This window comes from Pseudomonas sp. H9 (assembly GCF_004353925.1).
In the GTDB taxonomy this organism is placed as follows: Bacteria; Pseudomonadota; Gammaproteobacteria; order Pseudomonadales; family Pseudomonadaceae; genus Aquipseudomonas.
The window spans coordinates 99,755-121,541 of sequence record NZ_SMOK01000007.1 but is presented as its reverse complement, the minus strand read 5'-3'; the positions used below and the strand labels follow the sequence as shown (position 1 = coordinate 121,541).

Annotated in this window: 25 protein-coding genes and 1 pseudogene; 23 read left to right on the top strand and 3 right to left on the bottom strand. The window is 60.8% G+C overall.

The genetic code is table 11. From position 1 onward, the window contains the following. The first annotated feature begins 44 nt into the window (after nucleotides 1-44). The 13 genes from E1573_RS05350 to E1573_RS05290 all read left to right on the top strand — a co-directional run bounded on the left by E1573_RS05350 (nucleotide 45) and on the right by E1573_RS05290 (nucleotide 12,899). A complete protein-coding gene (locus E1573_RS05350; protein ID WP_133211358.1) occupies nucleotides 45-950 on the top strand; it encodes an energy transducer TonB in 906 nt (301 codons plus the stop codon). Nucleotides 951-1,094: 144 nt separating this feature from the next. Then, nucleotides 1,095-1,664, top strand: a complete 570-nt coding sequence (locus E1573_RS05345) for a YqgE/AlgH family protein (protein ID WP_133211356.1) — start codon at nucleotides 1,095-1,097, stop codon at nucleotides 1,662-1,664. Next, nucleotides 1,664-2,098, top strand: a complete 435-nt coding sequence (gene ruvX / locus E1573_RS05340; protein ID WP_133211354.1) for a Holliday junction resolvase RuvX — start codon at nucleotides 1,664-1,666, stop codon at nucleotides 2,096-2,098. The genes E1573_RS05345 and ruvX overlap by 1 nt, the downstream gene beginning before the upstream one ends. A gap of 54 nt (nucleotides 2,099-2,152) precedes the next feature. Beyond that, complete coding sequence (gene pyrR / locus E1573_RS05335; RefSeq protein WP_133211352.1) at nucleotides 2,153-2,671, top strand: bifunctional pyr operon transcriptional regulator/uracil phosphoribosyltransferase PyrR; 519 nt, start codon at nucleotides 2,153-2,155, stop codon at nucleotides 2,669-2,671. 12 nt (nucleotides 2,672-2,683) lie between these two features. Beyond that, nucleotides 2,684-3,688 carry an aspartate carbamoyltransferase catalytic subunit gene (locus E1573_RS05330; RefSeq protein WP_010221491.1) on the top strand — a complete coding sequence of 335 codons (1,005 nt, stop codon included), beginning with the start codon at nucleotides 2,684-2,686 and terminating at the stop codon, nucleotides 3,686-3,688. Beyond that, complete coding sequence (locus E1573_RS05325; protein WP_133211350.1) at nucleotides 3,685-4,956, top strand: dihydroorotase; 1,272 nt, start codon at nucleotides 3,685-3,687, stop codon at nucleotides 4,954-4,956. The genes E1573_RS05330 and E1573_RS05325 overlap by 4 nt, the downstream gene beginning before the upstream one ends. A gap of 153 nt (nucleotides 4,957-5,109) precedes the next feature. After that, complete coding sequence (gene hslV, locus E1573_RS05320) at nucleotides 5,110-5,640, top strand: ATP-dependent protease subunit HslV (RefSeq protein WP_028945572.1); 531 nt, start codon at nucleotides 5,110-5,112, stop codon at nucleotides 5,638-5,640. 77 nt (nucleotides 5,641-5,717) lie between these two features. Continuing rightward, nucleotides 5,718-7,061 carry an ATP-dependent protease ATPase subunit HslU gene (gene hslU, locus E1573_RS05315; protein ID WP_133211348.1) on the top strand — a complete coding sequence of 448 codons (1,344 nt, stop codon included), beginning with the start codon at nucleotides 5,718-5,720 and terminating at the stop codon, nucleotides 7,059-7,061. A 93-nt stretch (nucleotides 7,062-7,154) separates the two neighbouring features. After that, nucleotides 7,155-7,532 (top strand): gamma-butyrobetaine hydroxylase-like domain-containing protein, encoded by a 378-nt coding sequence (locus E1573_RS05310; RefSeq protein WP_133211346.1) that lies wholly within the window; start codon nucleotides 7,155-7,157, stop codon nucleotides 7,530-7,532. Between the two features lie 347 nt (nucleotides 7,533-7,879). Continuing rightward, complete coding sequence (gene phaC, locus E1573_RS05305) at nucleotides 7,880-9,559, top strand: class II poly(R)-hydroxyalkanoic acid synthase (RefSeq protein WP_133211344.1); 1,680 nt, start codon at nucleotides 7,880-7,882, stop codon at nucleotides 9,557-9,559. Nucleotides 9,560-9,621: 62 nt separating this feature from the next. Further along, nucleotides 9,622-10,470: a poly(3-hydroxyalkanoate) depolymerase gene (gene phaZ, locus E1573_RS05300; RefSeq protein WP_133211342.1), complete on the top strand. Its 849-nt coding sequence runs from the start codon at nucleotides 9,622-9,624 to the stop codon at nucleotides 10,468-10,470. Between the two features lie 118 nt (nucleotides 10,471-10,588). Beyond that, a complete protein-coding gene (gene phaC, locus E1573_RS05295) occupies nucleotides 10,589-12,271 on the top strand; it encodes a class II poly(R)-hydroxyalkanoic acid synthase (RefSeq protein ID WP_133211340.1) in 1,683 nt (560 codons plus the stop codon). 13 nt (nucleotides 12,272-12,284) lie between these two features. Next, the gene (locus E1573_RS05290) at nucleotides 12,285-12,899 is read left to right on the top strand and encodes a TetR/AcrR family transcriptional regulator (RefSeq protein ID WP_133211338.1); all 615 of its coding nucleotides are present in this window, start codon (nucleotides 12,285-12,287) and stop codon (nucleotides 12,897-12,899) included. 71 nt (nucleotides 12,900-12,970) lie between these two features. Here the strand turns inward: E1573_RS05290 and E1573_RS05285 are convergent, their stop codons facing one another. The 3 genes from E1573_RS05285 to E1573_RS05275 all read right to left on the bottom strand — a co-directional run bounded on the left by E1573_RS05285 (nucleotide 12,971) and on the right by E1573_RS05275 (nucleotide 14,579). After that, nucleotides 12,971-13,708: a phasin family protein gene (locus E1573_RS05285; RefSeq protein WP_133211336.1), complete on the bottom strand. Its 738-nt coding sequence runs from the start codon at nucleotides 13,706-13,708 to the stop codon at nucleotides 12,971-12,973. 10 nt (nucleotides 13,709-13,718) lie between these two features. Next, a complete protein-coding gene (locus E1573_RS05280) occupies nucleotides 13,719-14,138 on the bottom strand; it encodes a phasin family protein (RefSeq protein WP_133211334.1) in 420 nt (139 codons plus the stop codon). 165 nt (nucleotides 14,139-14,303) lie between these two features. Beyond that, nucleotides 14,304-14,579: a polyhydroxyalkanoic acid system family protein gene (locus E1573_RS05275; protein WP_133211332.1), complete on the bottom strand. Its 276-nt coding sequence runs from the start codon at nucleotides 14,577-14,579 to the stop codon at nucleotides 14,304-14,306. A 126-nt stretch (nucleotides 14,580-14,705) separates the two neighbouring features. On the opposite strand from E1573_RS05275, the gene ubiE reads away from it, so the two are divergent. From ubiE to E1573_RS27185, 10 genes and pseudogenes are all read left to right on the top strand, one after another. Beyond that, the gene (gene ubiE / locus E1573_RS05270; protein ID WP_133211330.1) at nucleotides 14,706-15,476 is read left to right on the top strand and encodes a bifunctional demethylmenaquinone methyltransferase/2-methoxy-6-polyprenyl-1,4-benzoquinol methylase UbiE; all 771 of its coding nucleotides are present in this window, start codon (nucleotides 14,706-14,708) and stop codon (nucleotides 15,474-15,476) included. Next, the gene (locus E1573_RS05265; protein ID WP_133211328.1) at nucleotides 15,476-16,099 is read left to right on the top strand and encodes an SCP2 domain-containing protein; all 624 of its coding nucleotides are present in this window, start codon (nucleotides 15,476-15,478) and stop codon (nucleotides 16,097-16,099) included. The genes ubiE and E1573_RS05265 overlap by 1 nt, the downstream gene beginning before the upstream one ends. Further along, nucleotides 16,096-17,697, top strand: coding sequence for a ubiquinone biosynthesis regulatory protein kinase UbiB (ubiB, locus tag E1573_RS05260; RefSeq protein WP_133211326.1), 1,602 nt, complete (start codon nucleotides 16,096-16,098; stop codon nucleotides 17,695-17,697). Before E1573_RS05265 ends, ubiB begins: the two co-directional genes overlap by 4 nt. Before the next feature lie 74 nt (nucleotides 17,698-17,771). Next, on the top strand, nucleotides 17,772-18,164 hold the full coding sequence (gene hisI / locus E1573_RS05255) for a phosphoribosyl-AMP cyclohydrolase (protein WP_133211315.1): 393 nt from the start codon (nucleotides 17,772-17,774) through the stop codon (nucleotides 18,162-18,164). Between the two features lies 1 nt (nucleotide 18,165). Continuing rightward, entirely contained in the window at nucleotides 18,166-18,501 is a 336-nt protein-coding gene (locus tag E1573_RS05250; protein ID WP_133211313.1) for a phosphoribosyl-ATP diphosphatase, read from the top strand. Nucleotides 18,502-18,526: 25 nt separating this feature from the next. Continuing rightward, a complete protein-coding gene (locus E1573_RS05245) occupies nucleotides 18,527-18,796 on the top strand; it encodes a twin-arginine translocase TatA/TatE family subunit (protein WP_133211311.1) in 270 nt (89 codons plus the stop codon). 3 nt (nucleotides 18,797-18,799) lie between these two features. Further along, nucleotides 18,800-19,180 (top strand): Sec-independent protein translocase protein TatB, encoded by a 381-nt coding sequence (gene tatB, locus E1573_RS05240; protein WP_133211309.1) that lies wholly within the window; start codon nucleotides 18,800-18,802, stop codon nucleotides 19,178-19,180. Further along, a complete protein-coding gene (gene tatC, locus E1573_RS05235) occupies nucleotides 19,177-19,968 on the top strand; it encodes a twin-arginine translocase subunit TatC (protein ID WP_133211307.1) in 792 nt (263 codons plus the stop codon). Before tatB ends, tatC begins: the two co-directional genes overlap by 4 nt. Beyond that, nucleotides 19,965-20,672 (top strand): 16S rRNA (uracil(1498)-N(3))-methyltransferase, encoded by a 708-nt coding sequence (locus E1573_RS05230; RefSeq protein WP_133211305.1) that lies wholly within the window; start codon nucleotides 19,965-19,967, stop codon nucleotides 20,670-20,672. Before tatC ends, E1573_RS05230 begins: the two co-directional genes overlap by 4 nt. A gap of 24 nt (nucleotides 20,673-20,696) precedes the next feature. Then, nucleotides 20,697-21,764, top strand: a pseudogene (locus E1573_RS27185) (methyl-accepting chemotaxis protein); the annotation flags it as partial. Nucleotides 21,765-21,787: the final 23 nt, after the last annotated feature.

The window sequence follows — 21,787 nt, the reverse complement described above, 5'->3', positions numbered from 1 at the left end:
CGCTCTGCCGGTTTTCCCCCGGCCTCGTGGTTGCTGGATACCTGATGACGCTGCCTGCTGACATCCCTGCCGACTTCAACCCGCCCCGCGTTCGCCCGGCGGACCGGCTCGGCTTTACCCTGTTCATGGCAGCCCTGGTGCACCTGGCGCTGATTCTCGGCGTGGGCTTTACCATGACCAAACCGGAAGAAATCCGCCGGACCATGGAAATCACCCTGGCGACCTTCAAAAGCGAGAAAGCGCCGCAGAAAGCAGACTTTCTGGCTCAGGACAACCAACAGGGCAGCGGCACCCTGGATAAGAAAGCGGTGCCGAAAACTACCGAAGTTGCACCGTTCCAGGACAGCAAGATCAATAAGGTGACACCGCCACCAGCCGCCAAGCCGCAAGTGCAGCCACAACCTGCGCCGCCCAAAGCGGTGGTCGCTACCCAGACGCCTAAACCGCAAAAAGTCGAAACCCGACCCAAGGAAACCAAACCGCAGCCTAAACCCAAGGCCGCAACCCCGGATTTTGACAGCTCGCAGCTGAGCAGCCAGATAGCCAGCCTTGAAGCCGAGCTGTCCCATGAGCAACAGCTGTACGCCAAGCGCCCGCGCATCCATCGTTTGAATGCCGCCTCGACCATGCGCGACAAAGGCGCTTGGTACAAAGACGAATGGCGCAAGAAGGTCGAGCGCATCGGCAACCTCAACTACCCCGACGAGGCCCGCCGCCAGCAGATCTACGGCAGCCTGCGGCTAATGGTCTCGATCAACCGCGATGGCTCGCTCTACGAGGTGCTGGTACTGGAATCTTCCGGGCAACCGCTGCTCGACCAGGCCGCCCAGCGCATCGTCCGCCTGGCGGCGCCGTTTGCCCCCTTTACCGGCGATCTGGCTGATATCGACAGGTTGGAAATCATCCGTACCTGGCGCTTCGCCCGCGGCGACCGTCTGTCCAGCAACTGATTAACCGGTAGGAGCGGGCTTGCCCCGCGATGGCGATCTAACAGACAGACCGCATCGCGGGGCAAGCCCGCTCCTACAGTGAGCCTATAAAACTAACGTGCTTCAGGCTTGTCAGTCCGGCGCCCCGACGCCACACTAATAGCCATGAAAAACCTCAGCCCGAGTTACCTCAAGCATCAGTTCCTGATTGCCATGCCGCACATGGCCGATCCGAACTTCGCGCATACCTTGACCTACATCGTCGAGCACAACGCCAATGGCGCGATGGGGCTGGTGGTCAATCGGCCCCAAGAGCTGAACCTGGCCGATATCCTCGAGCAACTGCGCCCGGACGTCGAGCCGCCAGCCAGTTGTATTCAAATGCCGATTTACATGGGTGGCCCGGTGCAAACCGACCGCGGCTTTGTCCTGCACACCAGTGACAAAAGCTTTCAGGCCACTGTCGAGCTCGATGGCCTTTCGCTGACGACCTCTCAAGACGTGCTGTTTGCCATCGCCGACGGAGCCGGGCCCGCTCAAAGCCTGATTACCTTGGGTTATGCCGGCTGGGAGGCCGGTCAGTTGGAGGCTGAACTGGCCGACAATGCCTGGCTCAACTGCCCGTTCGACCCCGAAATCATTTTCGGCATGACCTGTGAGCAGCGCCTTGCAGCGGCAGCAGCAAGCCTGGGGATCAACTTGAGCCTCCTCACCAGCCAGGCGGGGCACGCTTGATGGCTGAACTGCGACTGCTGCTGGGCTTCGACTACGGCACTAAACAGATCGGTGTTGCGGTTGGCCAGGTGGTCACCGGCCAGGCCCGCGAGCTGTGTACCCTCAAGGCTCAAAACGGTGTTCCGGACTGGGCCCAAGTGGAAAAACTGATAAAGGAATGGCAGCCCGATGCCATCGTCGTTGGCCTGCCGCTCAACATGGACGGCACCCCCAGCGAAATGAGTGCCCGCGCCGAGAAGTTCGCCCGGCGCCTCAACGGCCGTTTCAATTTGCCCGTGCATACTCACGACGAACGCCTGACCACCTTCGAAGCCAAGGGCGAGCGTATGGCCCGCGGCGGCCAACGTGGCAGTTACCGCGACAACCCGGTTGACGCTATCGCCGCCGCCCTGCTGTTGCAAGGCTGGCTGGAGGCCAACACCGGGCAATCCTGATCATCGGATTCAAGCCGGGGTAGCGCTATGCCCCCGGCCTCTTGAGGAGCAAGCATGAGCCTACCCAATCCCGCCGAACTGATCCGGCAGATGGCTGTCGACCTTCGTGCCCACCTGGCCCGGCGCAACATCAGCGAACCCCGTTTTATCGGCATTCGAACCGGAGGCATCTGGGTTGCCCAGGCCCTGCTCGAAGAGCTGGGCAATGACCAGCCATTGGGCACCCTGGATGTTTCCTTTTATCGCGATGACTTCAGTCAAAACGGCCTGCACCCGCAAGTGCGACCCTCAGACCTGCCGTTCGAGATCGAAGGCCAGCACCTTGTGCTGGTGGATGACGTTCTGATGAGTGGTCGCACCATCCGCGCAGCACTCAATGAACTGTTCGATTATGGCCGTCCTGCCAGCGTGACACTGGTGTGCCTGCTCGATCTGGATGCCGGCGAGCTGCCAATCCGCCCGAATGTGGTCGGCGCAACGCTGTCGCTGGCGCCCCATGAACGGGTAAAATTGACCGGACCCGCACCGCTCGCCCTCGAGCGCCAGGACCTCGCCTCCGCTTCCGCACTTTAAGAGTCCCTCGCGATGACGCCAATCGACGCCAAGCGCCCGCTGCAGCTCAATGATCAGGGCCAGCTGCGCCACTTTCTCTCGCTCGACGGTTTGCCCCGCGAACTGCTGACCGAAATCCTCGACACCGCTGACTCCTTCCTGGAAGTCGGTGCCCGGGCCGTCAAGAAGGTCCCGCTGTTGCGCGGCAAGACCGTGTGCAACGTGTTCTTCGAGAACTCCACCCGCACCCGTACTACCTTCGAACTGGCCGCCCAACGGCTGTCGGCCGACGTGATCACCCTGAATGTGTCGACCTCGTCGACCAGCAAGGGTGAAACCCTGTTCGACACCCTGCGCAACCTTGAAGCCATGGCGGCGGACATGTTCGTTGTGCGCCACGCCGACTCCGGCGCCGCGCACTTCATTGCCGAGCATGTTTGCCCTGAAGTCGCCATCATCAACGGTGGCGACGGCCGCCATGCCCACCCGACCCAGGGCATGCTCGACATGCTCACCATTCGTCGGCACAAAGGCGGCTTCGAAAACCTTTCGGTCGCCATCGTCGGCGACATCCTGCACTCGCGGGTAGCCCGCTCCAACATGCTTGCCCTGAAAACCCTGGGTTGCCCGGATATCCGTGTGATCGGCCCGAAAACCCTGCTGCCGATCGGTATCGAGCAGTACGGCGTAAAGGTCTACACCGACCTGGAACAGGGCCTGAAGGACGTTGACGTGGTGATCATGCTGCGCCTGCAGCGTGAACGCATGGCCGGTGGCCTGCTGCCGAGCGAAGGCGAATTCTACCGCCTGTTCGGCCTGACCACCGCACGCCTGGCCGGGGCCAAGCCTGACGCTATCGTCATGCACCCGGGGCCGATCAACCGTGGTGTGGAAATCGAATCGGCGGTAGCCGATGGTGCCCACTCGGTGATCCTCAACCAGGTCACCTACGGTATCGCCGTGCGCATGGCGGTGCTGTCCATGGCCATGAGCGGGCAAACCGCCCAACGTCAATTCGAGCAGGAGAACGCCCAGTGACCCTCAGTATTCTCGGCGCCCGGGTCATTGACCCCCTGAGCGGCCTGGACCATACCACTGACCTGCACATTGATGCTGGCAAGATCAAAGCCATCGGCGCCGCTCCGGCAGGTTTCCAACCTGCGCGTAGTATCGATGCCAAGGGGCTGATCGCCGCGCCTGGCCTGGTTGACCTCAACGTCGCCCTGCGCGAACCGGGTTACAGCCGCAAGGGCAGCATCGCCAGCGAAACCCGCGCTGCTGCTGCTGGCGGCGTCACCAGCCTGTGCTGCCCACCGCAAACCAAGCCGGTGCTGGACACCTCGGCGGTCGCCGAGTTGATCCTCGACCGCGCCCGCGAAGCCGGGCACAGCAAAGTGTTCCCGATTGGCGCCCTGAGCAAAGGTCTGGAAGGCGAGCAACTGGCCGAACTTATTGCCCTGCGCGACGCAGGCTGCGTGGCCTTCGGCAATGGCCTGAACGCCTTTGGCAACAACCGCACCCTGGCCCGTGCCCTGGAGTACGCCGCCACCTTCGACCTGACCGTGGTGTTCCATTCGCAAGACCGCGACCTGGCTCAGGGCGGCCTGGCCCATGAAGGTGCAATGGCCAGCTTCCTTGGCTTGCCTGGCATCCCGGAAACCGCCGAGACCGTGGCTCTGGCACGCAACCTGTTGCTGGTCGAGCAGACCGGCGTGCGTGCGCACTTCAGCCAACTGACCAGTGCTCGCGGTGCGCGCCTGATTGCCCAGGCTCAGGAAATCGGCCTGCCGGTCACCGCCGATGTCGCCCTGTATCAATTGATCCTCACCGACGAAGCGCTGCGCGACTTCTCCAGCCTGTACCACGTACAGCCGCCACTGCGTACCCGCGCCGACCGTGACGGCCTGCGCGAAGCGGTGAAATCGGGGGTGATTCAGGCGATCTCCAGCCATCACCAACCGCATGAGCGTGATGCCAAACTCGCGCCGTTTGGTGCCACCGAGCCGGGTATCAGCAGCGTTGAACTGTTGCTGCCATTGGCCATGACCCTGGTGGAAGACGGCCTGCTCGACCTGCCGACATTGTTGCAGCGTTTGTCTGCCGGCCCTGCCGACGCTCTGCGTTTGCCTGCTGGCCAACTCAAGGTAGGCGGTGCTGCCGACCTGGTGCTGTTCGATGCCAAGGCCTCGACGGTCGCTGGCGAGCAATGGCGCTCCAAGGGCGATAACTGCCCGTTTATCGGCCACTGCCTGCCGGGTGCGGTGCGTTATACCTTGGTCGATGGCCACATCAGTCACGAAGCCTGATCATCGCGGGGCAAGCCCGCTCCCACCGACCTGGTAGGAGCGGGCTTGCCCCGCGATACATTCAACCGCTCATCCCTCAAGGTTGAAATCCTTCCCTGCACCCCCATATGAGTCTGCATCGGCATTTTCGCCCCGCTGCGTGGAGACTCTCCCTTGACCACTATCGTTTCAGTTCGCCGCCACGGCAAAGTCGTCATGGGCGGCGACGGCCAGGTTTCTCTCGGCAACACCGTGATGAAAGGCAACGCCAAAAAGGTCCGCCGCCTGTACCACGGCCAGGTCATTGCCGGTTTCGCTGGCGCCACCGCCGACGCATTCACCCTGTTCGAACGTTTTGAAGGCCAACTGGAAAAGCACCAGGGCCACCTGATCCGTGCCGCCGTCGAGCTGGCCAAGGAGTGGCGAACCGACCGTTCCCTGAGCCGTCTGGAAGCCATGCTGGCCGTGGCCAACAAGGACGCTTCGCTGATCATCACCGGCAACGGTGACGTGGTCGAGCCTGAAGACGGCCTGATTGCCATGGGCTCCGGCGGTGCCTACGCCCAGGCCGCAGCCCGCGCCCTGCTGCAGAAAACCGACCTCTCGGCCCGTGAAATCGCCGAAACCGCCCTGAACATCGCCGGTGACATCTGTGTGTTCACCAACCACAACCTGACTATCGAGGAGCAGGACCTGGCCGAGTAACTCAGCTGTTCTGGCGCCTGGCCCCTGTGGCCAGGCTTTTCCACGCTGACTTATCGAGCCCAAGGACCATCACAACCATGTCCATGACCCCCCGCGAGATCGTCCACGAACTCAACCGCCATATCATCGGCCAGGATGACGCAAAGCGCGCCGTCGCCATTGCCCTGCGTAACCGCTGGCGGCGTATGCAGCTCCCTGCCGAGCTGCGCGTTGAAGTCACCCCCAAGAACATTCTGATGATCGGCCCAACCGGCGTTGGTAAAACCGAAATCGCCCGTCGCCTGGCCAAGCTGGCCAATGCACCGTTCATCAAGGTCGAAGCGACCAAGTTCACCGAAGTCGGCTATGTTGGCCGTGACGTCGAATCGATCATTCGTGATCTGGCTGACGCCGCCATCAAGATGCTGCGCGAGCAAGAAATCATCCGCGTCGGCCATCGCGCCGAAGACGCTGCCGAAGAGCGCATCCTCGATGCCCTGCTTCCGCAAGCGCGAGTCAGCAGCTTTGCTGAAGAAGCCGCACAAACCAGCACCGACTCCAACACCCGTCAGCTGTTCCGCAAACGTCTGCGTGAAGGGCAACTGGACGACAAGGAAATCGAGATCGAAGTGGCCGAAGCCATGGGCGTCGACATTTCTGCGCCGCCGGGCATGGAAGAGATGACCAACCAGTTGCAAAACCTGTTTGCCAACATGGGCAAGGGCAAGCGCAAGAGCCGCAAGCTGAAAGTCAAAGAAGCACTGAAGATGGTGCGTGACGAAGAAGCTAGCCGCCTGGTAAACGAAGACGAACTCAAGGCCAAAGCCCTGGAAGCGGTCGAACAGCACGGCATCGTGTTCATCGACGAAATCGACAAGGTGGCCAAACGTGGCAACGTCGGCGGCGCCGATGTTTCCCGTGAAGGCGTACAGCGTGACCTGCTGCCATTGATCGAAGGCTGCACAGTGAACACCAAACTGGGCATGGTCAAAACCGACCACATCCTGTTCATCGCCTCCGGTGCCTTCCACCTGAGCAAACCAAGCGACCTGGTACCTGAGCTGCAAGGCCGTCTGCCGATCCGCGTTGAACTCAAGGCCCTGAGCCCGGAAGATTTCGAGCGCATCCTCAGCGAACCGCACGCCTCGCTGACCGAGCAGTACCGTGAGCTGCTCAAGACCGAAGGCCTGCACATCGAGTTCGCACCCGAAGGCATCAAACGCCTGGCCGAGATCGCCTGGCAGGTCAACGAAAAAACCGAGAACATCGGTGCCCGCCGCCTGCATACCCTGCTCGAGCGCCTGCTTGAAGAGGTGTCGTTCAGCGCCGGCGACCTGGCCAGCGCCCACAACGAAGCGCCGATCCGTATCGACGCCGAGTACGTCAACAGCCACCTCGGCGAACTGGCACAGAACGAAGACCTGTCGCGCTACATTCTGTAACTTAGCTGCAAGCTTTAAGCTGCAAGTTTCAAGCTGGACACCGGTGTCTTGCAGCTTGTAGCTTGCAGCTTATAGCCCAAGAGCAATTTAGCCATGCCCCGAATTCCTACCGGTATCAACCTGCACAAAGCCTCCAAGACCCTGTCGCTGACCTACGGGCCTGATGAGGTGTACCACCTGCCAGCAGAGTTCCTTCGCGTGCATTCCCCTTCCGCCGAGGTCCAGGGCCACGGCAATCCCATCCTGCAATTCGGCAAACTGGGTGTTGGTCTCACGCAGATCGAAGCGGCCGGCCAATATGCACTGAAACTGACCTTCGATGACGGCCACGACAGCGGTCTGTTCACTTGGGAGTACCTGGAGCAGTTGTGTTTGCGTCAGCAAGCGCTCTGGGACGACTACCTCCAGGAACTGGAAAAAGCCGGGAAATCCCGCGACCCGTCCGAGTCCATCGTCAAGCTGATGCTCTAGTTCGGGCCTCCCAGTATTTAGAGCGCATTTTCTAATTCTATTTGCTTGAATGCCTGCGTAACGGCCAATGGATGGCCGTCTTGCGCAGCACTCGAAAGTCGGGTAACCAATAGATCTGGCAAGTTCCCTGCATCCTTTTGACGCAGGGTCGGGCCGGTATGTAGGTGTCGCGAGCGAAAGCAGGCCGTCTTCTCAAGCAGAACAAACCCGCATGGCTCATCGTCGTTTGCATCCGGCCACAGGACCGTAGTTCGAAATCACTGGTCACCCGAGCAGCAGTACCGGACCTCGTCTGTGTAACGCGCACAGCACACCGGTACTCGTCTCAGGACAACGGAGCGTCGTAGATGAGTAACAAGAACAACGATGACCTGCAGCGCCAAGCCTCGGAGAACACACTGGGCCTGAACCCAGTGATCGGTTTGCGCCGCAAGGATTTGCTGACTTCTGCGCGCATGGTGCTGGGCCAGGCCATTCGCCAGCCATTGCACAGCGCCAAGCATGTCGCGCATTTCGGCCTTGAGCTGAAGAACGTTATTTTCGGCAAATCTGGGCTGCAACCGGAGAGCGATGATCGTCGCTTCAATGATCCGGCCTGGAGCCAGAACCCGCTGTATCGCCGCTACCTGCAAACCTACCTTGCCTGGCGTAAAGAACTGCACGACTGGATCGACAACAGCAACCTGTCGGAACAGGACATCAGTCGCGGTCACTTCGTCATCAACCTGATGACCGAGGCCATGGCCCCGACCAACACTGCCGCCAACCCGGCTGCGGTCAAGCGCTTCTTCGAAACCGGCGGCAAAAGCCTGCTCGACGGCCTGTCGAACCTGGCCAAGGACATGGTCAACAACGGCGGCATGCCCAGCCAGGTGAACATGGAAGCCTTCGAGGTCGGCAAAAACCTCGGAACCAGCGAAGGCGCGGTGGTGTATCGCAACGATGTGCTGGAGCTGATCCAGTACAAACCGATCACCGAGCAAGTGCACTCGCGCCCGCTGCTGGTGGTACCGCCGCAGATCAACAAGTTCTACGTATTCGACCTCAGCCCGGAAAAGAGCCTGGCACGTTTTTGCCTGCGCTCCAACGTGCAGACCTTCATCGTCAGTTGGCGCAACCCGACCAAGACCCAACGCGAATGGGGATTGTCGACCTACATCGATGCCCTCAAAGAAACCGTCGATGTCGTGTTGGCCATCACCGGCAGCAAAGACCTGAACATGCTCGGCGCCTGCTCAGGCGGCATCACTTGCACCGCATTGCTGGGCCACTACGCCGCGCTGGGCGAGAACAAGGTCAACGCCCTGACCTTGCTGGTCAGCGTGCTCGACACCACGCTCGACACTCAAGTCGCCCTGTTTGTCGATGAACAGACCCTGGAATCGGCCAAGCGCCAGTCCTATCAAGCCGGTGTGCTTGAAGGTCGTGACATGGCCAAAGTGTTCGCCTGGATGCGGCCCAACGACCTGATCTGGAACTATTGGGTCAACAACTACCTGCTGGGTAACGAGCCGCCGGTGTTCGACATCCTGTTCTGGAACAACGACACCACGCGTCTGCCGGCCGCCTTCCACGGCGACCTGATCGAATTGTTCAAAAGTAATCCACTGACCCGTGCCGATGCACTGGAAGTGTGCGGTACCCCGATCGACCTGAAGAAAGTCACCGCAGATATCTACAGCCTGGCTGGCACCACCGATCACATCACCCCCTGGCAGGCTTGCTACCGCTCGGCCCAGTTGTTTGGTGGCAATATCGAGTTCGTACTGTCCAACAGCGGGCATATCCAGAGCATCCTCAATCCACCGGGCAACCCGAAGGCGCGCTACATGACCGGTAGCGAACTGCCAACGCAGGCCACCGAGTGGCAAGAGAATGCGCACAAGCACACCGACTCGTGGTGGCTGCACTGGCAGAACTGGTTGGCGACGCGATCCGGTGAGCTGAAAAAAGCACCGACGCGTCTGGGCAACCGGGCGTACGCTGCTGGCGAGGCCGCACCGGGGACTTACGTACACGAGCGCTGATTGCAACGGCCGCCGAGGTCACTGGCTGGCCTCGGCGATTCATCCACCACAGGGCCTCGCGCATGCCGCAACCGTATATATTCAGAACTGTCGACCTGGATGGCCAAAGCATCCGAACCGCGGTTCGCCCCGGCAAGCCGCACTTGACGCCTTTGCTGATTTTCAATGGCATTGGCGCCAACCTGGAGCTGGTATTTCCGTTCATCCAGGCCCTGGACCCTGATCTGGAGGTGATCGCCTTCGATGTTCCAGGGGTCGGGGGCTCGTCCACACCCAAGCACCCCTACCGCTTTCCCGGCCTGGCCAAGCTCACCGCACGCATGCTCGATTACCTCGACTACGGACAGGTCAATGCCATCGGCGTGTCCTGGGGTGGCGCACTGGCGCAGCAATTTGCCCACGACTACCCCGAACGCTGCAAAAAACTGGTTCTGGCCGCTACTGCTGCTGGCGCGGTCATGGTGCCAGGCAAGCCGAAAGTGCTGATGCTGATGGCAAGCCCACGGCGCTATGTACAACCGTCCCACGTGATTCGCATCGCCCCGCAGATTTACGGCGGGGCCTTTCGCCGCGATCCGGACCTGGCCATGGCACATGCCGCCAAGGTGCGCTCCTCAGGCAAACTCGGTTACTACTGGCAGCTGTTTGCCGGGCTCGGCTGGACCAGCATCCACTGGCTACACAAGATCCAGCAGCCGACGCTGGTGCTGGCCGGAGACGACGACCCGTTGATTCCGCTGATCAATATGCGCTTGTTGGCCTGGCGCATTCCCAATGCCCAGCTACACATAATCGACGACGGTCATTTGTTCCTGATTACCCGGGCCGAAGCCGTTGCCCCAATCATCATGAAGTTTCTCCAGCAAGAGCGCCAACGTGCTGTCATGCACCCTCGCCCAGCGCCTACCTGAGGCGCCGTGGCCGTTTGAGCCTGAGGCAAGACGCCCAGTCACCCGGTACGCGATATGAGGTTGGTGTCGCTCTTGCATTGATCTGTTTGTTGATGGCCTGACGACGGAGTGTTGCCTGATGAAAGACAAACCCGCGAAGGGGTCGGTACCGGTCCCCGCTTCGTACATGAACGTGCAGAACGCCATCACCGGCCTGCGCGGTCGTGACTTGCTGTCCACGTTGCGCAATGTCAGCCGCCACAGCCTGCGCCACCCATTGCACACAGCCAAGCACATGCTCGCCCTTGGCAATCAGCTGGGCCGTGTTCTGCTTGGCGACACCCCGCTCCAACCCAACTCGCGAGACAATCGCTTCAACGACCCGGCGTGGCAACACAACCCTTTCTACAGCCGTGGGCTGCAGGCGTATCTGGCCTGGCAAAAACAGACCCGCCAATGGATTGATGAAAGCCAGTTGGACGCCGACGACCGGGCCCGTGCGCACTTCATCTTTGCCTTGCTCAACGATGCGATGGCACCGAGCAATTCATTGCTCAACCCTGCCGCCGTCAAGGAAGTCTTCAACTCCGGTGGCCTGAGCCTGGTGCGAGGCCTGAACCACCTGCTCGATGATCTGCGCCACAACGATGGTTTGCCGCGCCAGGTCAATCCACAAGCATTCGAGGTCGGCCGCAATCTGGCAACCACCCCTGGCGCTGTGGTGTTTCGCAGTGAGCTGCTGGAGCTGATCCAATACAAGCCGATGAGCGAGAAACAGTACGCCCGGCCAGTGCTGGTGGTGCCACCACAGATCAACAAGTTCTATATCTTCGACTTGAGCCCGGCCAACAGCTTCGTACAGTACATGCTCAAGAACGGCCTGCAGACCTTCATGATCAGCTGGCGTAACCCCGACCCGCGACACCGTGAATGGGGGTTGTCCAGCTACGTCGAAGCCCTCGAAGAAGCCATGAATGTGTGCCGGGCTATCACCGGCAGCCGCGAGGTCAACCTGGTAGGCGCTTGCGCGGGTGGCCTGACCATGGCCGCGCTACAAGGCCACCTGCAAGCCAAGCGCCAGTTACGCCGGGTCAGAAGCGCTACTTACTTGGTCAGCCTGCTCGACAGCGAGATCGACAGCCCCGCCAGCCTGTTCGCCGACGAACAAACCCTGGAAGCAGCCAAGCGCCGCTCTTACCAACGCGGCGTACTCGATGGCCGCGAGATCGCCAGGGTCTTTGCCTGGATGCGCCCCAACGACCTGATCTGGAACTACTTCGTCAACAACTACCTGCTGGGTAAGGCACCGCCAGCGTTCGACATTCTCTACTGGAACAACGACAACACCCGCCTGCCCGCAGCGTTGCACGGCGACCTGCTGGACTTCTTCAAGCACAACCCGCTGACCCACGCCGCAGGCCTTGAGGTGTGCGGCACGCCCATCGACCTGCAGAAGGTCAACGTCGACAGTTTCAGCGTGGCCGGCAGCAACGACCACATCACCCCGTGGGATGCGGTTTACCGCTCTACTTTGCTGCTGGGCGGCGAAAAACGTTTCATCCTGGCCAACAGCGGCCATGTACAAAGCATCCTCAACCCACCTGGCAACCCCAAGGCGAACTACGCCGATAACCCGCGCCTGAGCAGCGACCCACGGGCCTGGTACTACGATGCCAAGCAGGTTGACGGCAGTTGGTGGCCGCAGTGGCTGGAATGGATTCAGGCGCGCTCTGGCGCCCAACGTGAAACCCTGATGACCCTGGGCAACCAGAATTACCCTCCCATGGACCCCGCACCCGGCACCTACGTCCAGGCGCGTTGAACAAGAAGAACGGATGAAAACCCGCGACCGAATTCTCGAGTGTGCCTTGCAGTTGTTCAACCAGCAGGGCGAACCGAATGTATCGACCCTGGAGATCGCCAATGAGATGGGGATCAGCCCAGGCAACCTGTACTACCACTTCCACGGCAAAGAGCCGCTGGTATTGGGATTGTTCGAGCGCTTCGAAGACGAGCTGACACCCCTGCTCGATCCGCCTCTTGAGGTGCGCCTGGAGGCCGAGGACTACTGGCTGTTCCTGCACCTGATCGTAGAACGCATGGCCCAGTACCGGTTCTTGTTCCAGGACCTGTCGAACCTGACCGGACGCCTGCCCAAGCTGGCCCGCGGTATGCGCAACCTGCTTAACGCGCTCAAGCGTACCCTCGCGGCCTTGCTCGCCAGCCTCAAGGCCCAAGGCCAGGTGGTCAGCGACACTCGCGCGCTGGGGCAATTGGTGGAACAGATCACCCTGACGCTGCTGTTCTCACTGGATTACCAGCGGGTGCTGGCCCGTGAAGGTGAAGTGGGTGTGGTGGTGTATCAGGTGATGATGCTGGTGGCGCCGCACCTGGAGAACGGCTCGCGGCATGCTGCTGAGCAGCTTGCCTTGAGGTATCTGGATGGCTGAAAGCATCGCGGGGCAAGCCCGCTCCCACCGGTCACAGGTAGGAGCGGGCTTGCCCCGCGATAAAACCCGAATCAGTTCTGGCTGATTGGGCTCACAGCTGCCGAAGGTGCCGGCGTGACAGGCGCTGCAGTAACAACAGGCGCCGCAGTTGGGGCCGGTGCTGCACTGGCAGCAGGTGCTGCGGGTTTGGCGGCGGCAGGTTTGGCCGGCGCTTTCTTCACCGCAGGCTTCTTCGCTGCTGCCGGCTTGGCGGCTGCTGGTTTCGCTGCGGCCTTGGCTGCAGGTTTTGCCGCAGGCTTGGCGGCTGCGGTTTTCGCCGCAGGTTTGGCCGCCGCTTTTGGCGCTGCCTTAGCCAGTGGCTTGGCTGCAGTCTTGGCGGCTGCTGGTTTGCTGGAGACCGATTTGACCGAAGCACCGGTCAGTTTCTCGATCTGCTTGGTCAAGGTATCGACCTGCTGATGCAGTGCCTTGACCTCATTGCGGCTCGGCACGCCCAGACGCGAAATCGCACTGTTCAGGCGCTTGTCGAAAGCCTCTTCAAGTTCGCTCCATTTGCCCAGTGCGCGGTCTTTCACATCGCCCACGCGCGAGGTGGCGGACTTGGCCGAAGCCTTGGCTGCATCAACAGAGCTCTTGGCTTGTTTTTCAGCTTTCTCGCCGTCTTTGACCAGAGACTCGAACAGCTTGCTGCCGTCCTGGTCGATCTTGGAGTAGATACCCAAACCAGCCAGCCAGATCTTGCGGGAATACTTTTCGACCCCCCCGACCCAGGAGCTGCTCTCTTTTTCGCTATTCTTCTTGCCAGCCATCCCGATCTCCTTATTGTTTACGTTCGACACGTTCAAGCAATGCCGTCAGCTCGTCGAGCTTGGCAGAGAGTGTCTCCACGTCATGTTTAGACGGAATGCCGATGCGATTCAAGGCGCTGGCGACCCGTGTGTCGAAAGCCTTTTCGATTTTGTCGAGCTGAACTTCGACCTTGCCTTTGACGCTGGTGATCTCGCCTTTGACCGAATCGATCTGGCTATTGGCAGCATCGAGCTCGTGATCGATGCGCTTTTTGCCGCGTTTCTCGACCGTCTCGCCAGCCTTGACCAGCTCTTTCAGGTAGTCGGCACCTTCCTGACCGACTCGGGCATAAGCCCCCAGGCCCGCCAGCCAAATTTTGCGCGCGTAGCCGCGCACTTCACCCAGCGTGCTCTGGGCGTCATCTTTTTTCTTCAGATTCACTTTTGCCATGCTCTGCACCTCACGCTCGAAAGATATGGAGGAACTGCCCATGGATGCTGGGCTTGAGCATAAGGTAGGGAGAAAAATTAGAATCCTCACCCTAAGGAGAATTTATCGCGGGGCAAGCCCGCTCCCACCGGAGCTGTGGGAGCGGGCTTGCCCCGCGAAATGGCTTCACACCAGAGCCTTGTCCAAAGCCCGCTCGATCTCGCTTTTGATGGTCGCGCTCATCATCGACAACATCATGCCCAGCTTCAGCTCAACCTTGATGGTGTCTTCCCCGATCTGCACGCTGCCACTGGCGCCACTGCGTTTGACCTCTACGCGGTCACCGTTCCAACGGGCGCTGAGGTCGTACTCGCGGGCCAGTTTGTCGACCAGGGTTTGGGCCTTTTCCCGAGCCGCTTCGCGGCCCAGGTTGTGTTTGCGCTCGACGCTGATCTGGGTCATTCATTCAATCCTGGGTTCAAAGGCATACTGCTTATTATGCCCGTGCCCTGACCTGCGACACACCCCGCCAAGACAAATCCGACCGTACGCCCTAGAATGGCCAGTAATTTTTTCCGGTGAAGCGATATGAACGACCAGCGCAAAGGCGACCACGCCGAACCCACCACCCATTTCGGCTACAAGAACGTGCCGGAAAGCCAGAAAGCAGAGAAAGTCGCTGAGGTTTTCCATTCGGTAGCGGCCAAGTACGACCTGATGAACGATGTGCTTTCCGGCGGCATGCACCGTCTGTGGAAACGCTTCACCATCGAGCTGTCCGGCGTGCGCAGCGGCAACCGCGTCCTCGACATTGCCGGTGGTACCGGTGACCTGGCCGCCAAGTTCTCGAAATTGGTCGGCCCGACCGGGCAAGTGGTACTGGCTGACATCAACGAGTCGATGCTCAAAGTTGGTCGCGACCGTCTGCTCGACCGTGGCGTGGCCGGCAATATCGAATTCGTCCAGGCCGATGCTGAAAAGCTGCCGTTCCCGGACAACCATTTCGATTGCGTCACCATCGCCTTCGGCCTGCGCAACGTCACCCACAAAGACGAAGCCATCCGTTCGATGCTGCGTGTGCTCAAACCCGGTGGCCGCTTGCTGGTGCTGGAGTTCTCCAAGCCAACCAACAAGCTGATGTCCAAGGTCTACGACGCCTATTCGTTTGCCTTCATGCCGTTGGCAGGCAAGCTGATCACCAACGATTCGGAAAGCTACCGTTACCTGGCCGAATCGATCCGCATGCACCCAGACCAGGAAACCCTCAAGTCCATGATGGTTGAAGCCGGTTTTGACCGCGTGACCTACCACAACATGACCAGCGGCATCGTGGCCTTGCACCGCGGTATCAAACCCTGATGCTCCTGGCCGGCGTACTTGCCAGCGTCGAACACGGTTTGAACCGTGTCCTGCGCCTGGACAGCACTGCGCTGCCGCGCCTGGGCGCACTCGATGGCAAAGTGATTGCCATCGACTGTCGCCAGCCGGCACTGCAAGTGTTCATCCTGCCCAGTGACGAAGGCCTGATGCTGGCCTCGCACTGGGCCAATGCGCCCGACTGTACCCTGCGCGCGCCGGCCAGCAGCCTGGCCCGCCTGGCCTTGAGCCAGGACAAGAGCGCCGTGCTGCACAGCCCTCAGGTTGAGCTGGAAGGTGACAGCGCCGTGCTACTGGACCTGGTCGCCGTGCTGCAAGACCTGGAGCTGGACTGGGAGTACGAAGTCTCGCGCTGGCTTGGCCCGGTCGCCACGCAACTGCTCAGCGGCCATCTGCGCAGCCGCGCCAGTTGGACACGCCAGGGCATAGCCGCTATCAGCCAGAATCTCTCCGAGTACCTGGCCGAAGAAGCCCGAACCCTGGTCGGCCAACGCGAAGCTGAAGCCCGCTTCAGTGAACTCGACACCCTCAAAGTCGATATCGAACGCCTCGAGGCGCGCATCGAGCGCCTTGCCCGATCCCTTGATACCAGCGATAACGCATGAAGCTGCTTGCCGTCCGCCGTCTGTTACGCATCCAGCGTGTGGTCATCCGCTACCGCCTCGATGACCTGCTGTTCGACCTGCCCCTGCCTTGGTGGCTGATGGCTTTACGGCATGTGATGCCGTGGCGCTGGTTGCCGCGCAAGCCGCTGGACTTGACCCGTGGTGCGCGGCTGCGCCTTGCCCTGCAGGATCTCGGGCCGATTTTCATCAAATTCGGCCAATTGCTGTCAACCCGCCGCGATCTGCTGCCTGAAGACATCGCCGACGAACTGATGCTGCTGCAGGACCGGGTACCACCTTTCGACCCACAAAAGGCTGTGGCACTGATCGAAGAGCAGCTCGGCGCGAAAATCAGTGAGGTGTTCAGCCGCTTCGACGTCGAGCCGCTGGCCTCGGCGTCGGTGGCACAGGTCCATGCTGCCAAGCTCAAGAGTGGTGAGGAGGTAGTGGTCAAGGTGGTGCGTCCTGGCCTGAAACCTGTGATCGCCCAAGACCTGGCCTGGCTGTTCCTGATCGCTCGCGGTGCCGAGCGGGTGTCGGCCGATGCCCGCCTGCTGCACCCAGTGGAAGTGGTCAGCGATTACGAAAAAACCATCTATGACGAGCTCGACTTGTTGCGCGAGGCGGCCAACGCCAGCCAGCTCAAGCGTAACTTCGAAGGCTCGGAGATGATGTACGTGCCCCAGGTGTACTGGGACTGGTGCCGCCCCAAGGTACTGGTGATGGAGCGCATCTACGGCATTCAGGTTACCGACCTGGCGACCTTGGCCGACCAGCGCACCGACATGAAACTGCTCGCCGAGCGCGGCGTGGAGATCTTCTTCACTCAGGTATTCCGCGACAGCTTCTTTCATGCCGACATGCACCCGGGCAACATCTTCGTCAGCACCGTCAAACCGTGGAGCCCGCAGTACATTGCCATCGACTGTGGCATCGTCGGCAGCCTGACCCCGGAAGACCAGGACTACCTGGCACGCAACCTGTTTGCCTTCTTCAAACGCGACTACCGCCGCGTGGCGCAGCTGCACATCGATTCGGGCTGGGTACCGGCGCACACCAAACTCAACGAATTCGAAGCGGCGATCCGTACTGTGTGCGAGCCGATCTTCGAAAAACCGTTAAAAGATATTTCCTTCGGTCAGGTGCTGATGCGTCTGTTCCAGACCGCGCGCCGCTTCAATATGGAAGTGCAGCCACAGCTGGTGCTGCTGCAAAAAACCTTGCTCAACATCGAAGGCCTGGGTCGCCAGCTCTACCCCGAACTGGACCTGTGGAGCACCGCCCAGCCGTTCCTGGAGCGTTGGATGCGCGACCGGGTCAGCCCCAAGACCTTGCTGCAGAACCTGCATGGCCAAGTTGAGCAAATCCCGCACCTGGCGGGCATGACCCGTGACCTGCTGGAGCGCATGTCGCAGCCGCACCAAGCTGACGCCCCCAGCCAGAAAAACAGCGATGGCTGGGCCTTGCGCCTACTGGGTGCCGGCCTGCTCGGCGGTGGCGCCACCCTAGCCGCCGGTGCGGCCAGCCTCAGCGCCCCGGCCGCCTGGCCCGCGTGGCTGATGCTCGCGGCAGGCCTGTACCTTATCGTGCGTCGATAGCCAGCCGGGCCGCCGACTGGCACACTAGCGCAAGGGGTCGGAAGTGGATCGGGCCCCTAGTTTCGGAGTCGTACATGAAAGACTGGCTGGACGAGATCAAGTGGAACAGCGATGGCCTGGTACCAGCCATCGCCCAGGATCACAAGACCGGGCGCGTGCTGATGATGGCCTGGATGAATCGCGAATCGCTGGCCCTGACTGCCGCCGAGCAGCGGGCCATCTACTGGTCGCGCTCGCGTGGCAAACTGTGGCGTAAGGGCGAAGAGTCCGGGCATGTGCAAAAACTGCATGAAATGCGCCTGGATTGCGATGCCGATGTGATCATCCTGATGGTTGAACAACTGGGGCATATCGCCTGCCATACCGGTCGCGAAAGCTGCTTCTACCGTGTGTACGAGAACGGTGAGTGGAAGACCGTCGACCCCGTCCTCAAAGACCCCAACGCCATTTACCACGCAGGACACTGACATGAGCGACACCCTGAACCGCCTGGCCGAAGTGCTGGAAGCGCGCAAAGGCGCCGAACCTGACAGTTCCTACGTGGCGAGCCTTTACCACAAAGGCCTGAACAAGATTCTGGAAAAGCTCGGCGAAGAATCGATCGAGACCATCATCGCTGCCAAGGATGCCGCCCACAGCGGAGATTACAGCGATGTCATCTACGAGACTGCCGATTTGTGGTTCCATAGCCTGGTCATGCTCGCCCAACTGGGTCAGCACCCTCAAGCGGTGCTGGATGAGCTGGACCGTCGCTTTGGCCTGTCCGGGCACGCCGAGAAAGCCGCGCGTCAGCCATCGGCCTAACTGAATTCAATCGAGGGATTGCACCATGGGTATTTTTGACTGGAAACACTGGATCGTCCTGCTGGTCGTGGTGGTACTGGTGTTCGGTACCAAGAAGCTGAAAAACTTCGGCAGCGACCTGGGCGAGTCGATCAAGGGTTTCAAGAAAGCCATGAACGAAGATGAGACCAAACCGGCCGAACAAACCCCACCACCGGTGCAACCCGTTCAGCCACAAGCCGCCTCGCCTTTGAACCAGCCGCAAACCATCGACGGCCAGGCACACAAGGTCGAAGAGCCGATCAGGAAAGATTGATCAATGTTCGGGATCAGCTTCAGCGAACTGTTGCTCGTGGGCCTTGTGGCCCTGCTGGTGCTCGGCCCTGAGCGTTTACCGGGGGCTGCGCGTACGGCTGGCTTGTGGATAGGCCGTCTCAAACGCAGCTTCAATGCGATCAAGCAGGAAGTGGAACGTGAGATCGGCGCCGACGACATTCGTCGCCAGTTGCACAACGAGCACATCCTCTCCATGGAGCAGGAAGCGCGCAAGATCCTCAACCCGCAAAGCGTCAGCCCTGAGACACCTGCAGCGCCAGTTGCCACCAGCGAAGCCGTCACCACTTCACCTGTCGCCAACGCCGGGACCACGCCGGCCGCCAGCACGACCACTGAACCGACACAGCCACCGCGAGCCCCATGAGCGATATTCCGGAAAACGACCAGCCGATGCCGCTGGTTTCGCACCTCACCGAGCTGCGTACTCGCCTGCTGCGCTGCGTCGCGGCCATCTTCCTGATCTTCGCCGGGCTGTTTTCCTTCGCGCAGCAGATCTACACCCTGGTGTCGGCTCCGCTGCGTGCGCACTTGCCGGCCAATGCGACGATGATCGCCACTGACGTGGCTTCGCCGTTCCTGACGCCGTTCAAGCTGACCATGATCGTTTCGCTGTTCCTGGCGATCCCGCTGATTCTCCAGCAGATCTGGGGCTTTATCGCGCCGGGCCTGTACCGCCACGAAAAGCGTATTGCCATCCCTTTGCTGATCTCCAGCATCATCCTGTTCTACGCCGGGATGGCGTTTGCTTACTTCCTCGTGTTTCCGCTGATCTTCGGCTTCTTCGCCAGCGCCACCCCTGAAGGGGTGTCGATGATGACCGACATTTCCAGCTATCTGGATTTCGTCATGACCCTGTTCTTCGCCTTCGGCGTGGCGTTTGAGATTCCCGTGGCAGTAGTTCTGCTGGTGTGGATCGGCGTCGTCGATGTGAAGTACCTGAAGAAGATTCGCCCTTATGTGATCATCGGCTGCTTCGTCGTCGGCATGATCCTTACCCCGCCAGACATCTTCTCGCAGACCCTGCTGGCCGTGCCGATGTGGTTGCTGTTCGAGATCGGCGTGCTGTTTGGCGGGCTGATCCGCAAGCGCGGCGACCATGCTGAAGACACCACTGACGATCACAACGACCAGCCGCCAGCGACTCAGCCGTGAACCTGCTGTTACTTGAAGACGCCGACTTCATCGCGGCCGACCGCGTCGTTCTGGCTGATCGGCGCTTTACCCACATGCAAGAGATTCACAAGGTCGAAGTGGGCGATACCCTGCGCGTCGGGCGCATTGGCGGCCTCATGGGTGAGGCCCGGGTGCTGCGCCTGGAGGGCCATGAAGCCGAGCTGTCGGTCAGCTTCGACCGCGAACCTCCCGCCAAACTGCCACTGACGCTGGTGCTGGCGTTGCCACGTCCGAAAATGCTGCGTCGGGTGTTCCAGACCGTCGCCACCATGGGCGTACCGAAGCTGATTCTGGTCAACAGCTACCGGGTCGAGAAAAGCTTCTGGCAAACGCCGTTCCTTGAGCCTGAGGCTATCCGTGAACAGCTGGTCCTCGGCCTGGAACAAACCCGCGATACGGTACTGCCCGAGGTCATTATCGAGAAGCGCTTCAAGCCGTTCGTCGAAGACCGCCTGCCCGCCATAACCCAAGGCACCCTCGGCCTGGTCGGCCACCCGGGGCCATTTCCGCCCTGCCCGCGCGGCCTGAACGAGCCAGTAACGCTGGCGATCGGCCCAGAAGGCGGCTGGATTCCCTACGAAATCGACTTGCTCGGTAAAGCCGGACTTGCCCCTGTGCAATTGGGGGAGCGCATCCTGCGCGTAGAGACCGCTGTAACCGCCCTGCTCGCTCGTCTGTTCTGACTTCAGTTTTGCGATCTGGCGCCGATGCATGGGCACCAGAACAACAAATCGCCCTGCCGATCGCAATGGAGTCCCACCATGTACCGTTGGTTAGCCCAGCACCTGGGCAACGTAAGCGTCAATCGAAAACTCGGCATCGGCTTCGGCCTGGTCCTGCTGCTGACCTTGAGCATTACGCTGACCGGTTGGCAGGGGATGAGCGGCATCATCAACCGAGGCGACACCCTTGGTGGCATCTCCCAGGTGACGCAAGCCACCCTTGAACTGCGCATCGCCCGTCAGAACCTGCAAATCAAGGGCGATGACGCGGCAGCGCAGAACCTCAACAACGCGCTGACACACCTGGAACGCCAGCTGCAGAGCGTGGGCCAGCGCATTGTTCTTGCCGAGAACCTACAGCGCATCGATCAGCAGAAAGAAGCCGTGCGCCAGTACCGCCTTGCCCTGGACAGCGCGGAAAAAGCGGCCCGTCAGCGTGAAGCCAGCCGTGCGGTGCTCGGCAGCAGCGCCGATGAAGCGGCCAAGTTGACCACCGAGGTCGAGCAACAACTGCTCAGTGGCAGCGACCTGAACCTGTTCAATAGTGTCGTCGGGGCCAACAAACTGCTGCAACAGGCGCGCTTTCAGGTGCGCGGCTACACCTACAGCGGCAAGGTCGAGTTCCAACAGACGGCCCTTGAAGCCATCGATCAGGCAATCTCACAACTGAAGACTCTGGCCGATGTGCTGCCAGCGAACTACACCGGCAACCTCAACCAGGCGGCCCGCGCCCTGGGTAATTACCGTGCGGCGGTGATCGAGTTCGGCACCGCGCAGAACGCTTCGGAACAGGCGGCGCAACAGATGTCTGTTCAAGGCCAGACCCTGATCGAACAAAGCCAGCAACTGACCAGCAACCTGACGCAACTGCGCGACGAAGAATCGCAGCACGCCAAGTTCATGCTTACTCTGGCCACAGTCATTGCCTTGCTGTTTGGTTTGCTTGCTGCCTGGGCAATCACCCGCCAGATCGTCATCCCGCTGCGTCAGACCCTCAATGCTGCCGACCGCGTCGCCAGTGGCGACTTGCGCCACGACCTGGTCATCGAGCGGCGCGACGAGCTGGGCCAACTGCA